The 13121-nt window shown below is 73.1% G+C and carries 12 protein-coding genes and 2 tRNA genes; 3 read left to right on the top strand and 11 right to left on the bottom strand.

What is annotated here, in order from left to right:
- Nucleotides 1–29 precede the first annotated feature (29 nt).
- The 6 genes from BX286_RS19255 to BX286_RS19230 form a co-directional block, all read right to left on the bottom strand.
- Nucleotides 30–920, bottom strand: a complete 891-nt coding sequence (locus BX286_RS19255; RefSeq protein WP_121015605.1) for an amidohydrolase family protein — start codon at nucleotides 918–920, stop codon at nucleotides 30–32.
- Nucleotides 904–1242: an antibiotic biosynthesis monooxygenase gene (locus BX286_RS19250; RefSeq protein WP_079428796.1), complete on the bottom strand. Its 339-nt coding sequence runs from the start codon at nucleotides 1240–1242 to the stop codon at nucleotides 904–906. The genes BX286_RS19255 and BX286_RS19250 overlap by 17 nt, the downstream gene beginning before the upstream one ends.
- 151 nt (nucleotides 1243–1393) lie before the next feature.
- Nucleotides 1394–2290 carry a DUF2797 domain-containing protein gene (locus BX286_RS19245; protein ID WP_121015603.1) on the bottom strand — a complete coding sequence of 299 codons (897 nt, stop codon included), beginning with the start codon at nucleotides 2288–2290 and terminating at the stop codon, nucleotides 1394–1396.
- A 103-nt stretch (nucleotides 2291–2393) separates the two neighbouring features.
- On the bottom strand, nucleotides 2394–2759 hold the full coding sequence (locus BX286_RS19240) for a PH domain-containing protein (RefSeq protein WP_079428792.1): 366 nt from the start codon (nucleotides 2757–2759) through the stop codon (nucleotides 2394–2396).
- A gap of 203 nt (nucleotides 2760–2962) precedes the next feature.
- A tRNA-Arg gene (locus tag BX286_RS19235) sits at nucleotides 2963–3035 on the bottom strand.
- Nucleotides 3036–3321: 286 nt separating this feature from the next.
- Nucleotides 3322–3412, bottom strand: a tRNA-Ser gene (locus BX286_RS19230).
- 182 nt (nucleotides 3413–3594) lie between these two features.
- Here BX286_RS19230 and BX286_RS19225 point away from each other — a divergent pair.
- From BX286_RS19225 to BX286_RS19215, 3 genes are all read left to right on the top strand, one after another.
- Nucleotides 3595–4014, top strand: coding sequence for an SSI family serine proteinase inhibitor (locus BX286_RS19225; RefSeq protein WP_079428790.1), 420 nt, complete (start codon nucleotides 3595–3597; stop codon nucleotides 4012–4014).
- A gap of 119 nt (nucleotides 4015–4133) precedes the next feature.
- Nucleotides 4134–7370 carry a PAS domain-containing protein gene (locus BX286_RS19220; RefSeq protein WP_121015601.1) on the top strand — a complete coding sequence of 1079 codons (3237 nt, stop codon included), beginning with the start codon at nucleotides 4134–4136 and terminating at the stop codon, nucleotides 7368–7370.
- A 13-nt stretch (nucleotides 7371–7383) separates the two neighbouring features.
- A complete protein-coding gene (locus BX286_RS19215) occupies nucleotides 7384–7959 on the top strand; it encodes an antibiotic biosynthesis monooxygenase (protein ID WP_100863284.1) in 576 nt (191 codons plus the stop codon).
- A gap of 16 nt (nucleotides 7960–7975) precedes the next feature.
- Here BX286_RS19215 and BX286_RS19210 read toward each other — a convergent pair whose 3' ends face one another.
- From BX286_RS19210 to BX286_RS19190, 5 genes are all read right to left on the bottom strand, one after another.
- Nucleotides 7976–9625 carry a long-chain fatty acid--CoA ligase gene (locus tag BX286_RS19210; protein ID WP_121015598.1) on the bottom strand — a complete coding sequence of 550 codons (1650 nt, stop codon included), beginning with the start codon at nucleotides 9623–9625 and terminating at the stop codon, nucleotides 7976–7978.
- Between the two features lie 218 nt (nucleotides 9626–9843).
- Nucleotides 9844–10377, bottom strand: coding sequence for a SigE family RNA polymerase sigma factor (locus BX286_RS19205; protein WP_079428782.1), 534 nt, complete (start codon nucleotides 10375–10377; stop codon nucleotides 9844–9846).
- A gap of 133 nt (nucleotides 10378–10510) precedes the next feature.
- Nucleotides 10511–11677: a lipid-transfer protein gene (locus BX286_RS19200; RefSeq protein ID WP_079428780.1), complete on the bottom strand. Its 1167-nt coding sequence runs from the start codon at nucleotides 11675–11677 to the stop codon at nucleotides 10511–10513.
- On the bottom strand, nucleotides 11674–12063 hold the full coding sequence (locus tag BX286_RS19195) for a MaoC family dehydratase (RefSeq protein ID WP_121015596.1): 390 nt from the start codon (nucleotides 12061–12063) through the stop codon (nucleotides 11674–11676). Before BX286_RS19195 ends, BX286_RS19200 begins: the two co-directional genes overlap by 4 nt.
- The gene (locus BX286_RS19190) at nucleotides 12060–13121 is read right to left on the bottom strand and encodes an acyl-CoA dehydrogenase family protein (protein WP_079428776.1); all 1062 of its coding nucleotides are present in this window, start codon (nucleotides 13119–13121) and stop codon (nucleotides 12060–12062) included. Before BX286_RS19190 ends, BX286_RS19195 begins: the two co-directional genes overlap by 4 nt.

The following is a 13121-nucleotide window of genomic DNA, read 5'->3' as shown; positions in this document are numbered from 1 at the left end:
GAGAAAGGCTTCCCGGCGCCCCCGGCGGCTCAGTCGCCCGCCGGGGGAAGGGAGAACAGCCGGGCGGCGTTGTCGTGGCAGACCGCGCGCAGCCAGTCGTCCCCGAGCCCGAGCCGCTCCAGGGCCTCCAGCTGGTGCTCGTAGGGATAGGGGATGTTCGGGAAGTCGGTGCCCAGCAGGATCCGGTCCCCGAGGTCGGCGAGGCGTCCCAGGTCCCCGGGCGGGAAGCCGCTGAACTGCTCGGAGAAGTCGGTGAAGGCCATGGTCGTGTCGAGCCGCACCTCGGGGTAGCGGTCGGCCAGGTCGAGGAAGTCGGTGTACTCGGGCATCCCCATGTGCGCGACGATCAGCGGCAGCCGCGGGTGGCGGGCCAGCAGCCGGGCGACCGGGCCGGGCCCGGTGTACTTGCCCGGTGCGGGCCCGGAGCCGCAGTGGACGACGACCGGGACGCGCGCTTCGGCCAGCAGCCCCCACACCGGCTCCAGGAGGGCGTCGTTCGGGTCGTAGCCGCCGACCTGGAGGTGGGCCTTGAACACCCGGGCCCCCCGCTCCACCGCCTGCCCCGCGTAGGCCGCCACGCCTTCCTCCGGGAAGAAGGTCGCGGTGTGCAGGCAGTCGGGGGTGCGGGCGGCGAAATCCTCCGCCCACGCGTTGAGCCAGGCGGCCATCCCGGGCTTGTGCGGGTAGAGCATCGAGGTGAACGCCCGGACCCCGAACTCCCGCAGCAGCCCGACCCGCTGCTCCTCCTCGTGGCGGTAGGTGATGGGCCACGCCACACCGGTCAGCGGCCCGGCGGCATCGAAGTAGTCCCACACCTTGCGCATCACCCGGTCCGGCATGAAGTGCGTGTGCACGTCCACCAGTCCGGGCAGGCCCAGCCGCTCGCGGAAGGCCCGGACGGTCTCAGGCGTCGCGGGCAAAGCCGTGGCTCCGCTCGACGGTCGCGACGTGCAGGGTGTAGCTCTCGTACCAGTGGCCGCGGCCCTGCTTCATGGCCGCCTGGTGCTCCAGCTCCGTGCGCCACGCGGCGAGGGACTCGTGGTCGCGGAAGTAGGACACGGTGATGCCGAGGCCTCCGGGCGTGCGCGCGGACTCGTAGCCGAGGAACCCGGGGTTGTCCCGGACGAGCTCGGCCATCCGGGCCAGGGTCTCCGGATATCCGCTGTCGTCGGAAGTGCGGACACTGCTGAATACGGCCATGACATAAGGCGGTTCGAACGCCGGAACGGGCTGGATGCTCATGTCCCCACCCTCCGCGCCAACCCCTTGGCATGTCCACCAGAATCAGGCCCGGCAGCCCAAAGGGATCCAAGTTTTGACCTTGCTCCCCAGGACCGTGCCACCCCTCCCGGGCCCCGGTCCGCCAGGCGGCACGGAGCCGCGGCACCCGCCCTCAGAAGAGGCCGTCCTGTCCGCCCGCCTCCGCCGGCGGGGCGATGGCCGCCAGCGGTACGCCGGTCACCGCGTCCGCGGGGGCCGAGGCCAGCTCCCAGCCCGCCAGCAGCCGGGTGTCGACCACGAGCCCGTCCGCGAAGTGCAGGTCCGGCCCCGCGGCCCCCGCCAGCAGCCCCACGACCCCCGCACCGGGCACCAGCTCCGTGACCACCCGCGCCGGAACCGGCAGCCCGGCCAGCCCGAACGGCCCGGCATGGTCGGTGACCGCGCACCCCAGCCGCTCCAGCGACTCGGGCCACCCCTGCAGCGCCGCCGCCCGGGCATGCAGCTCGGCCACCTCCCGCGCCCGCTCTGCTTCCGCAGGCAGCCCGGCCCGCACCGCGCGCTTGCGGGCGTAGGAGATCCGGTCGGGCACCCCGAGGGCGGCGCGCAGCAGCTCCTCGGTCCGGCGTGCCGCCATCAGCGGTCCGCGCCCCAGCCAGGTCCAGGTCACGGCCCCCTGCTCCAGCAGCCGGACCGGGCCGCGCTCCTCGGCGGTGATGCCCACCTTGACCATCCCGGGCCCGAACCACGCCAGGTAGACGCGGTAGGGGCGCGGATCGGCGGCATTGGTGTCGGCCGCCACCGAGAAGGACCGGTCCAGCCGGGCGCACTCGGGGCACTGGGCGCTCCCGGCCCGCCCCGGCACGCTCCGGCCGGCCGGGCACGGGGTCCGCTTCCCGGCCCGCCGCACGCCCAGGCACTGCCGCTCGCCCCTGGCGACGAAGGCCAGCCGCTGCCCGTAGGAGAGCGGACTGTCGCGCTCCGCGCCTCCGGGCCCGTACCACCTGATGGCGGGCCGCCCTCCGCTCCACCGGATCCCGGTGCACTGCCACCCCGCGACGGAGCCGGTCACCGGGGCAGCGGCCGCTCGATGCCGTCCGATCGGTCTTCCTCCCCCATGCGCCTTCCCACTCCCACCGGGACCCGGCCCGTCACCCGCTGCCGAAGACCTCCGGCTAGCGCGCGACGAACTGCGTCAGGACCGCCTGCATCTCGTAGATGTCGACCCCCTTGGTGAAGGTCTTCTCGATCGGCGCCGCGCTGCCGGATATCCATATCTTGAGCTCGGCGTCGAGATCGAAGTGCCCGGCGGTCTCCACGGAGAAGTGAGTGATGCTCCGGTACGGGACGGAGTGGTACTCCACCTTCTTGCCCGTCATCCCCTGCTTGTCGACGAACACCAGCCGCCGGTCGGTGAACAGGATCGTGTCGCGCACCAGCAGGTACGCCACATGCACCTGCTCCCCGTTCCCCAGCAGCCGCGCGTAGTCCCGCTGCGCCGACGCCGGATCCACCCGGTGCGCGTTCCCGAACAGTCCCATGAGAGCCCCCCGATCAAGCTTCGAACGATCTGTGGAAACCGTATCGGCCCGGATCCGTCGCCCACGTCTCCCACAGGAGCCAATTCACCCCTGAGCCCTCCCGGGGGATCCCCTCCCCCTGAGGTGCTGCTCCCGCCGGCCAGGGCAAACGCAGGACACACGCAAGAGGCCCCCAGGATTTCTCCTGGGGGCCTCTCCGGCTGTGCACTCGGCAGGATTCGAACCTGCAACCTTCTGATCCGTAGTCAGATGCTCTATCCGTTAAGCTACGAGTGCTTGGGCTTCCCGGGGTTTTTCGCCCCGTTGGCCTTGCGAGAACAACAATACATGGACCTCGCCGGGACGCGAAATCCATTGGCCCCAACCCCTCTGACCTGCGGAAACGTGCCAGAAGAAGATCGTCCGGGTACGGCGGGCGGCAGCCGGGAGGCCTCGCCGGGTACCCGCGCAGGGTCATCCCAAACCCCAGGGGCCCCTTTCAGGCCCCGAACGCAGACCCCCGAACACAGACCCTGAACGCACCGAAGCCCCGGTCCATGCGGACCGGGGCTTCGGTGAGGTGCGGAGGCGGAGGGATTTGAACCCTCGATGGGGTGTAAGCCCCAAACCGCATTAGCAGTGCGGCGCCATAGACCGGACTAGGCGACGCCTCCAGCACACCCCTGCGATGAGGGTGCGTGCAGATGATGACACAGCCGCAGGGCCGGTCACCAATCCGCTCCCACGGTACAAGGAGCCGGGGCCGCAGGGCAAAGCCTTAAGCCCCCTCTTCGCAACGTCCGGGCGGTCGGGTCGTTGGTGAGGCGTACGACGTACGGACGACCTGGAGTGCCCCATGCTGCGTCTCGCCGCCTTCGCCGTCACCTCCGCGCTGGCCGCCGCGGCCGCCGGACCCTTGCCGCCGCTGCCCTTGGGACGGCTGCTGGCTTCCCCCGACCGGCTCACGATCGACATCTCCAAGGCGGGCAGCCTCAACGGCCGGTACCGCCTCGACTGCCGGCCCGTCGGCGGCGACCACCCCAAGGCCGAGGAGGCCTGTGCCCGCCTCGACACGCTGGCGAGGCAGGGGGAGGACCCGTTCGCCGCCGCGCCGAGGGCCGCGATGTGCACGTTCCAGAGCGGCGGACCGGCCACCGCGCACATCACGGGAACGTGGCACGGACAGAAGGTGGACAGCTGGTTCGGACGCGAGAACGGCTGCGACATCGCCCGCTGGAACAACCTGGAACCTGTGCTTCCGAGTGCGGGTGCCTGACCTGGGAGGATGCGGCGGATGCACGGTTTCCCCCGTTCATCCGCCCCCTCGCTGCGGGACGGTGCCCTTAGACTCCTCCCGTGACATGCCGGTAGTCGTGGTCAGGGAGGACGCTCGTCGTGAGCAGCAGGCCATCCCGAGGCGCTGCTCGCCTCGCAGCAATACTCGACGCGCTCCCGGACGCGCTGTTGCTCGTCAATGCCAACGGCACGGTCGTCAACGCGAATTCGATCGCCCTCGAGGTCATGGAGAGCCCCGGCACCGGTCTGGTCGGCCGCGGCGTCCTCGACCTCTTCCCGGAGTTCGACTCCAAACTCATCCCCGGTTCGATGCGCCGCCCCGGCGACGAGCTGACGGGCCGCTCCAAGCCGCAGCGCATGACCGCGCGCCGCACCGACGGCACCGAGTTCCCCGTCGAGGTCACCAGCGCCCACCTCGACGGCCGTGACGCCTACCGCGAGCCGCAGCCCTACACCGGCGACGAGCTGCTGATGCTGGTCGTGCGGGACCTCACCGAGGCCGTGGACACCGAGGCCGAGCTGGCCCGCTCCCAGCGGCAGACCGAGATGATCCTGCGCGCCGCCGCCGAAGGCGTCGTGGGAACGGACACCGACGGCCGCGTCGTCCTCGTGAATCCGGCCGCCGCCCAGATCCTCGGCTACCGCGCCACCGACCTCGGCAACCGCGAGCTGCACGGGCTGATCCAGCACTCGCGCGCCGACGGCTCCCCCTTCCCCTTCGACGAGTCCCCGCTCGCCGACACCCTGCGCAGCGGGCGCAAGCACCGGGTCCGCGGCCAGGTGCTGTGGAACAAGGCCGGGCAGGCCGTCGCCGTCGACCTGACCACTTCACCCGTGCGGGACGGGGACGTGCTCGTCGGCGCGGTCATGACCTTCACCGACCGGCGTCCCTACGACGCGCTGGCCGCCCGCCACGCCCAGCTGGCGGCCGTGCTCGGCGATTCCCTGCGCGGGCCGCTGGAGGAGCTGCGCGGCGAGCTGGCCACGCTGGCCGCCGACGACGGCGGTCAGCTGTGGCCCGAGGCCAACCAGCTGCTGCACCACCTGGCCGCCGGGTACGCGCGGATGACCACCCTGGTCGACAACGTGCTCGGCTACCAGCGGCTGGATTCCGGCCGCGAGAAGCTCAAGAAGCAGAACGCCCTGATCAACGAGGTCGTCAAGGCGGGCATCGACGGCGCGGTCGAGCTGATCGGCCCCGGCCGCGTCCAGTTCGCCGTCCACGCCCCGACCATCGAGGCCGAAGTGGACGCGGAGCGGGTCGCGACCGCGCTGGCGCACCTGGTCGCGGACGTCGCCGGGGTGGACGCCACCGGCAAGACCCGTCAGGGCAGCGGATACGGTGACTCCACGATCGTGGTGGCCGCGGCGCAGCGCGGCGAGGTCGTACGGATCGAGGTGCGCGGCCCCTACGAAGGCGGCCACCCCGTGCACGAGCCGATCGTGCGGGGCGTCGTCACCGCGCACGGCGGGCTCCTGCAGACGGTGGAGGTGCCCGGTGCTCCGGGCGGGGCGTACGTGCTGGAGCTGCCGCTGGGCTCCGGGGCCGGGACGGTGGAGCTGCCCGAGCCCGAGCCCGCACCGGAGCCCGAGGCCGCCCCGGCGACGGTCTCCGGCGGCCGGCGGGGCCGACGCGGGGTGGACGCCTTCCTGGACGACGGCACCGGCGAAGCGAGGCAGGCCGGGGCACGCGGTGCCGGAGTCGCGCTGGCGCTGCCGTCCGGGCAGGACGCGCAGGCCCCCGGTGCGGGTCCGGCGGAGCTCGCGCAGTCCCCGGTGAACCCGGCCGGGCTGGGTACCGGGCGACGGCGGGGCCGTGACGGCGACAACGGACCGGACTCCGGTCCGGGTGCCGGCCGGCCGGTGCCCCCGCAGGGCACCGCCATGCCGGCGCTGCCGCCGGTACCCGCCGTTCCCCCCGTACCGGTGACCGAGCATCCGGCCGGGCGGCGGCGTGCGCTGGGGCCGGTGGCCGCGCCCGCGCAGCCCGGCGGACCGGTACCCGCGGCCGGTCTCGCGCCCCCCGCCGCGCCCCGGCCCATCGCGCCCGAGGGCGGCTTCGCGCTGCCCGCCGGACCGACTCCGGCCGCTCCGGCGCCCCAGGGCGGCTCCGGCGAGACCGACCCCGACGGCCCGGGCGGACGCCGTGCCCGCCGCGTGCTCGGCTCGCCCGCGTCGCCCGACCCGCAGCCCCCGGCCGCCGCCGGCGGCGAGGATCCCGCACTGCCCACCGGACGGCGCCGTGCGCTGCCCGCGACCCCCGCCTGGCCCGTTCCGGCGGCCCGGACCGCACCGGAGGACGCGGAGGCACCGGCGGCGGCCGTACCCGGCGCCCGGCAGTCCGGGGACGCCCCGGCGGCCGGCCAGCCGATCAGCGTGCGCGCACTCGGCACCCTGGGCCAGGGCATCGCCGTGGACCCGGGCACGGCCGGCCCCGGCGGGTCCGGTTCCGGCCGGCGCCGCAGGCTCGCCGAACCCGCGCCCCAGGGGCGGGCCTTCGCCATAGGAGCCCCCGAGGCGGGCGCCGCCGAGGGCCCCGAGCCCCTGGACGGGCCCGGCGGCGCGGTCGAGGTGGTCAACCGTCCCGTGCCGCTTCCGGTGGACGACGAGCTCCCGCCCGAGCCGCTGGACAACCCGCGCCGGCTGCTGGTGTGGCCCGCACCGGACCCCCAGACGCAGCAGGCGCTCAGCGACCGCGGCTACCGCCCGGTGATCGTGCACTCCCGCGAGGAGGTGGACGCGCAGATCGCGGCCTTCCCCGCCGCGCTGTTCGTCGACCCGCTGACCGGCCCGATCACCCGGACCGCGCTGCAGTCCCTGCGCCAGGCCGCGATGGCCGCCGAGGTCCCCGTCCTGGTCACGGCCGGGCTGGGGCACGCCACGCGCGAGGCGGCGTACGGTGCCGATCCGGCCGTCCTGCTCAAGGCGCTGGCACCGCGCGACAGCGAGCAGCACCCCTCCCGCGTGCTGCTGATCGAGGAGCACGACGAGGTCGCCACCGCCCTGACGGCCGCGCTGGAGCGGCGCGGCCTCCAGGTCGCGCGGGCGGGCGCGGACACCGACGCCGTGGAACTGGCGACCCGGATGCGGCCCAATCTGGTGGTCATGGACCTCATGCAGGTCCGGCGCCGACGGGCCGGGATCGTGGACTGGCTGCGCGCCAACGGGCAGCTCAACCGCACCCCGCTGGTCGTCTACACGGCCACCGGGATCCAGCCGGGCGACCGGCCGCGGCTCGCCTCCGGGGAGAGCGTGCTGTTCCTCGCCGAACGGTCGACCACCCCGGACGTACAGGGCCGCATCGTGGACCTCCTGGCCAAGATCGGCACCAACTAGCCATCCTGGTCCGATGGCCATCACCGACACGACCGAGCACAGCGTCCCCGCCGACAACGGAGAGGTGAGCCTGCTCATCGCGCGTCAGGTGGAGCCGGGCTACGAGGAGGCGTTCGAGAGCTGGGCGCGCGGCATCCTGGAGACCGCCGCCCGGTTCCCGGACCACCTCGGCTACGGGCTGTTCCGGCCCGCGGCGGAGGGCGCGCCGTGGTTCCTCGTCCACCGCTTCCGCGACCAGAAGGCGCTCGCGCGGTGGCAGGAGTCGCCGGAGCGGGCCGAGTGGTTCGCCAACTGCGAGGGCCACCACCACACCGAGATAGCCCGGCGCGAGCTGCAGGGCATGGAAACCTGGTTCGCGAAGCCGGGTACGACCCGGCCGGCGCCGCCACGGTGGAAGATGGCGATCAGCTCCGGCCTGGCCATCTTCCCGATCTCGCTGCTGGGCAACGCGGTGCTCGGGCCGTACCTGGTGAACCTGAACTTCGTACTGCGGACGGCCGCCTTCGCGGCCGTCTTCAGCACCCTGATGACCTACGTGGCCATGCCCGCCGTCAGCCGGCTGCTGCGTCCGTGGCTGACGCGCGGCTGACCCGCCGCCCCGGGCCCTACGCGAGGGTGGTGACGTCGAGGTCGCCGTCCGCGTACTGCTTGCGGATCACCTTCTTGTCGAACTTGCCGACGCTGGTCTTCGGCACCGCCTCGACGATCGTCCAGCGCTCCGGCAGCTGCCACTTGGCGATCGACCGGGCGAGGAACGCGCGCAGTCCCTCGTAGTCGGCCGTGGCGCCCTCCTTGAGGACGACGGTGGCCAGCGGGCGCTCGCCCCACTTCTCGTCGGGGACGGCGACGACGGCCGCCTCGGCGACCTCCGGGTGGGCCATCAGCGCGTTCTCCAGCTCGACGCTGGAGATCCACTCGCCACCGGACTTGATGACGTCCTTGGCCCGGTCGGTGAGGGTCAGGAAGCCGGCGGCACTGATCACGCCGACGTCCCCGGTCTTCAGCCAGCCGTCGGCGCTGAACTTGTCCTCGGGACGCAGGGGTTCGCCGGACGCGCCGCCGTAGTAGGCGCCGGCGATCCAGTTGCCGCGGACCTCCAGCTCGCCCGCCGACTCCCCGTCCCACGGCAGCACGTCGCCGGCGGGCCCGATGAGACGGGCCTCGACCCCGGCGGGGAAGCGGCCCTGGGTGACGCGGTACGGCCACTCCTCCTCGGCCGTGAGCCCGGCCGGCGGGTGCGCCATGGTGCCCAGCGGCGAGGTCTCCGTCATGCCCCAGGCGTGGCAGAGGCGGACGCCGAGCTTGTCGTAGGCCTCCATCAGGGAGGGCGGACAGGCGGCGCCGCCGATGGTGACCTGCTTCATGGAACTCAGGTCGCGCGGGTGCGCGGTCACCTCGGCGAGCAGCCCCTGCCAGATGGTGGGGACGGCCGCGGCGTGGGTGGGCTTCTCCCGCTCGATCATCTCGGCGAGCGGGGCGGGCTGCAGGAAGCGGTCCGGCATCAGCATGTTGATGCCGGTCATGAAGGTGGCGTGCGGCAGGCCCCAGGCGTTCACGTGGAACTGCGGAACGACGATCAGGCTGGTGTCGTGGTCGGTGAGGCCCATCGACTCGGTCATGTTGACCTGCATGGAGTGCAGGTAGACCGAGCGGTGGGAGTAGACGACGCCCTTGGGCTCCCCGGTGGTGCCGGAGGTGTAGCACATGGCCGCGGCCTGGCGCTCGTCCAGCTCGGGCCAGTCGTAGTGCGCGGGACGGCCTTCCAGGAGCTCCTCGTACTCGTGGACCTGGACGTCGAGCCCTTCGAGGGCCGAGCGGTCGCCGATGCCCACGACCACGACGTGCTCGACCGTCGGCAGGTGCGGCAGCAGCGGCGCCAGCAGCGGCAGCAGGGTCCCGTTGACCAGCACGACCCGGTCCGCCGCGTGGTTGACGATGAAGACCAGCTGCTCGGGGGGCAGCCTCAGGTTGAGCGTGTGCAGGACCGCGCCCATGGACGGGATCGCGAAGTACGCCTCGACGTGCTCGGAGTTGTTCCACATGAGCGTCGCGACCCGTTCGTCCTGCTGCACTCCGAGGCCGTCGCGCAGGCCGTGCGCGAGCTGCGCGGCGCGGACGCCGATCTCGGCGAAGCTACGCCGGTGCGGCTCGGCCTCGCCGGTCCAGGTCGTGACCTGGGAGTTTCCGTGAATCGTCGACCCGTGGGCCAGGATCCGCGAGATCAGCAGCGGTACATCCTGCATGGTGCTCAGCAAAGCGTCCTCCCGGTGAGCGCTGCGGCGCTGCGGCGGCTGTCGGATGCTGCCGATTCTGCGCACGTACCGGTCGGCATGTCACTACCCGGAGGTACAAACAGGCTGGTCGATCACTGTTCGGGGCGCTTCTCTGGCCGATGTTTCACGTGAAACAGGGCTGTGTTCCACGTGAAACACAGCCCCCTCGACAGCCCCTCAACGGGTCCTCCACGGCCTTCTCAGCGCACCGGGGTGAGCTCCGGGTCCTCGCGGAGCTTGACCAGGGCCCGCGAGACGGCGCTCTTGACCGTGCCCACCGAGACCCCGAGCAGTTCGGCCGTCTGCGCCTCGCTCAGGTCCTCGTAGTAGCGCAGGACGACCATGGCCCGCTGGCGGTCGGGCAGCCGGGTCACCGCCCGCCACATCGCGTCGCGCAGCACCTGTGACTCGGCGGGGTCGGCGCAGGATTGCTCCTCGGTCTCGGGGACCTCCTCGCAGACGAACTCGTCGACCTTGCGCTTGCGCCACTGCGAGGTGCGGGTGTTGACCAGGGCTCGGCGGACGTAGCCGTCCAGGGCCCGGTGGTCCTCGATGCGGTCCCAGGCGACGTAGGTCTTGGCGAGGGCGGTCTGGAGCAGGTCCTCGGCGTCGCACGGGTTGGCCGTCAGGGAGCGCGCGGTGCGCATCAGGGCCGTGCCACGGGTCCGGACGTACGCCGAGAACGACGGGTACGGCGTCGGGTTCGAGGCGAGCGTGCACACAGGCGTGGTCATGGCTCCACGCTAGGAGCGGAGTCCGCGCCTGGGATCGCCCGCAGGTGCCGAAGCCGGGTCCCCCTCAGGTTGTACGGTCCGGCCGCGCCCCACCTCCTGTAGGTGGAGGAGGGGCGCGCGACCAGGACCGGAGTCAGGCGCCGGCGCCCAGGACCAGCCCGGAGGTCGGCACGCCGGTACCGGCCGTGACGAGGACGTGCTCGGCCCCCGGGACCTGGTTGACGGAGGTGCCGCGCACCTGGCGGACGGCTTCGGCGATGCCGTTCATACCGTGCAGGTAGGCCTCCCCGAGCTGGCCTCCGTGGGTGTTGAGGGGGAGGGCGGCGGCGGCCGTGAAGTCGGCGGCCTCGCCGGGTCCGCAGAAGCCGAACGACTCCAGCTGCATCAGGACGAAGGGGGTGAAGTGGTCGTAGAGGATGCCCACGTCGATGTCCGAGGGCCGCAGCCCGCTGGTGCGCCACAGCTGCCGGGCCACCACGTCCATCTCCGGGAGCCCGGTGAGGCCGTCGCGGTAGAAGGAGGTCATCCCTTCCTGGCGGCGGCCGGCGCCCTGGGCGGCAGCGGTGATCACGGCGGGCTTGTGGCGCAGGTCGCGGGCCCGCTCGGCGGTGGTGACGACGAGGGCCTGGCCGCCGTCGGTCTCCTGGCAGCAGTCCAGCAGCCGCAGCGGTTCCACGATCCAGCGGGAGGCGGCGTGGTCGGCGAGGGTGATGGGCTTGCCGTGGAAGTAGGCGGCGGGGTTGTTCGCGGCGTACCTGCGGCCCGTGACCGCGACGTGCCCGAAGGCCTCGGGGGTCAGGTTGTAGGTGTGGAGGTAGCGCTGCGCGGCCATGGCCACCCAGGAAGCGGGGGTCAGCAGCCCCCAGGGCAGGGACCAGCCGAGGGCGGCGCCTTCGGCCGAGGGTTCGCGCTGCTGGACGCCGGAGCCGAAGCGGCGGCCGGAGCGCTCGTTGAAGGCGCGGTAGCAGACGACCACCTCGGCGACGCCGGTGGCGACGGCGAGGGCGGCCTGCTGGACGGTGGCGCAGGCCGCGCCGCCTCCGTAGTGGATGCGGGAGAAGAAGGAGAGCTCCCCGATGCCGGCGGCCTGGGCGACGGTGATCTCGGGGCTGGTGTCCATCGTGAAGGTGACCATGCCGTCGACGTCGTCGGGGGTCAGCCCGGCGTCGTCGAGGGCGGCGTGCACCGCCTCGACGGCGAGTTTGAGCTCGCTGCGGCCGGAGTCCTTGGAGAACTCGGTCGCGCCGATGCCGGCGATGGCGGCGCGACCGCCCAGGTCGTCGCGGAGGCGGACGCTCATGCCCCGGCCCCCAGGGTGACGGTCACGGTGCCGGTGACGTGGTGGCCGAGGCGGTTGGCGCCGACGACCCGGATCTCGGCGGTGTTCCCGTCGAGGGCGGTGACGGTGCCCGTGAGGATCATGGTGTCGCCCGGGTAGTTGGGGGCGCCGAGGCGGATGGCCACCTTGCGCAGGACGGCCTGCGGTCCGAGGTGGTCGGTGATGTAGCGGCCGACTAGGCCGTTGGTGGTCAGGATGTTCATGAAGATGTCCGGAGAGCCCTTCTCGCGGGCGAGTTCCGCGTCGTGGTGCACGTCCTGGTAGTCGCGGGAGGCGATGGCGCCCGCGACGATCAGGGTGCGGGTGACCGGGATCTCCAGCGGCGGCAGTGCGTCGCCGACGTTCATGCGTCCTCCCCCTCTTTCTCCCCGTCCGATGTCTCCCCCTCGGATATGAGCGCGCCCAGTTCGGACAGCAGCTCGCTGCCGCAGCCCAGATAGGCGTCCAGCTGCCGCCCCCACAGGAAGTGCCGGTGGACGGGGTGGTCCAGGTCGGCGCCCATGCCGCCGTGCAGGTGCTGGCCCGCGTGGACGACGCGTTTGCCCGCCTCCGAGGCCCACCAGGCCGCCGTGAGGGCGTGTTCGTGCGCCGGGAGTCCCTCGTCGATCCGCCAGGCCGCCTCGTAGGCGGTCACCCGGATGGCTTCGGTGTCCATGTACGCGTCGGCCGCGCGGAGCATGACGCCCTGGTTCGTGGACAGCGGGCGTCCGAACTGCTCGCGGGCGCAGGTGTACTCGACGGCGCGGGCGAGCGAGCCCGCGCAGACGCCGGCTTGGAGCCCGGCGAAGGCGGTGCGGGCGGCGGCCAGCACCGCGTCGTGGGCGTCCGGGCCGCCGAGCCGTTCGGCCGGGGCACCGGTCAGGGTGAGGCGGCCCGCGGACCAGGGGGCGGTCGTCTCCACCGGCCGGGTCTGGACGCCGGGCCCGTCCGTAGGGACGAGCCACAGCGCCCGGTCGCGGTCCGGAACGAGCACGTGGGTGGCGTCGCGCAGCCACGGGACGGCGGGGACGGTGCCGGTGAGGCGGCCGTCCGGTGTGGCGGTGACCGACCGGCGGGCGGGGAAGGCACCGGTGGCGACGGCTTCGCCCGAGCCGAGGGCCGGCAGCAGGCGGGCGCGCTGCCCGGGGCTGCCGTGCGCGGCCACGGGCAGGATGCCGTAGGCGCAGGTGGCGGCGTAGGGCACCTGGGCGGTGGTGCGGCCCTGCTCCTCCAGGAGGAGGACCAGGCCGAGGAGGCCGACCTCCTCCACGGCGGCGGTCAGGCCGGCGGTGGTCAGGGCCTTCCACAGTTCGGCGTCGCTGCCGGTGCCGGCCGCGGCGAGGCGTTCGTGGGTGGCGAGGTCGCCGAAGATCCGGGCGGCCAGGGCCGCCGCGGCGGCCTGTTCCTCGGTGGGGTGGAAGTCCAT

Source organism: Streptomyces sp. 3211.6, assembly GCF_003634815.1.
In the GTDB taxonomy this organism is placed as follows: Bacteria; Actinomycetota; Actinomycetes; order Streptomycetales; family Streptomycetaceae; genus Streptomyces; species Streptomyces katrae_A.
Note: the sequence above shows the minus strand (reverse complement) of the source record. Positions and strands in the feature narration are given on the sequence as shown.

Coding starts and splice junctions, on each gene's coding strand:
- BX286_RS19240 (WP_079428792.1), bottom strand. CDS start 2,759: ATGGGACTGTTCGGGAACGCGCACCGGGTGGATCCGGCGTCGGCGCAG.
- BX286_RS19250 (WP_079428796.1), bottom strand. CDS start 1,242: ATGAGCATCCAGCCCGTTCCGGCGTTCGAACCGCCTTATGTCATGGCC.
- BX286_RS19190 (WP_079428776.1), bottom strand. CDS start 13,121: ATGGACTTCCACCCCACCGAGGAACAGGCCGCCGCGGCGGCCCTGGCC.
- BX286_RS19205 (WP_079428782.1), bottom strand. CDS start 10,377: ATGACCACGCCTGTGTGCACGCTCGCCTCGAACCCGACGCCGTACCCG.
- BX286_RS19200 (WP_079428780.1), bottom strand. CDS start 11,677: ATGAGCGTCCGCCTCCGCGACGACCTGGGCGGTCGCGCCGCCATCGCC.
- BX286_RS19195 (WP_121015596.1), bottom strand. CDS start 12,063: ATGAACGTCGGCGACGCACTGCCGCCGCTGGAGATCCCGGTCACCCGC.
- BX286_RS19225 (WP_079428790.1), top strand. CDS start 3,595: ATGCTGCGTCTCGCCGCCTTCGCCGTCACCTCCGCGCTGGCCGCCGCG.
- BX286_RS19215 (WP_100863284.1), top strand. CDS start 7,384: ATGGCCATCACCGACACGACCGAGCACAGCGTCCCCGCCGACAACGGA.